We start from the raw sequence: 310 nt of genomic DNA, 5'->3' as shown, positions 1-310 counted from the left end.
CGACACCGAGATCACCACCTGCCCCACCCTGCGACTCGTCGTCTGCAGCGGCGAAGCCCTCCCCACCGACCTCACCACCCGCTTCCACACCTCGGCCGGTTCGACCGGTGCGGTACTGGCCAACCTGTACGGGCCGACCGAGGCGGCCGTGGACGTCACGGCGGCGGACTGCCCCGCAGTGGTGGCGGGTCCGGGCGCGGGGGCGGGTTCTGGTTCGGGTTCGAGTTCGGGGTCGGCGGCGGCATCGGGTTCGGCGGCGGCATGGGCTTCAGGTTCGGCTTCGGCGTCCATCGGTGCTCCGGTGTGGAAC

General features: G+C 72.3%; 1 pseudogene. It reads left to right on the top strand.

Annotated elements, in window-relative coordinates:
• A pseudogene (locus ADK55_RS40040) lies at window positions 1–310 on the top strand (hypothetical protein); the annotation flags it as partial.

The organism is Streptomyces sp. WM4235 (genome assembly GCF_001279725.1).
GTDB lineage: Bacteria > Actinomycetota > Actinomycetes > Streptomycetales > Streptomycetaceae > Streptomyces.
Note: the sequence above shows the minus strand (reverse complement) of the source record. Positions and strands in the feature narration are given on the sequence as shown.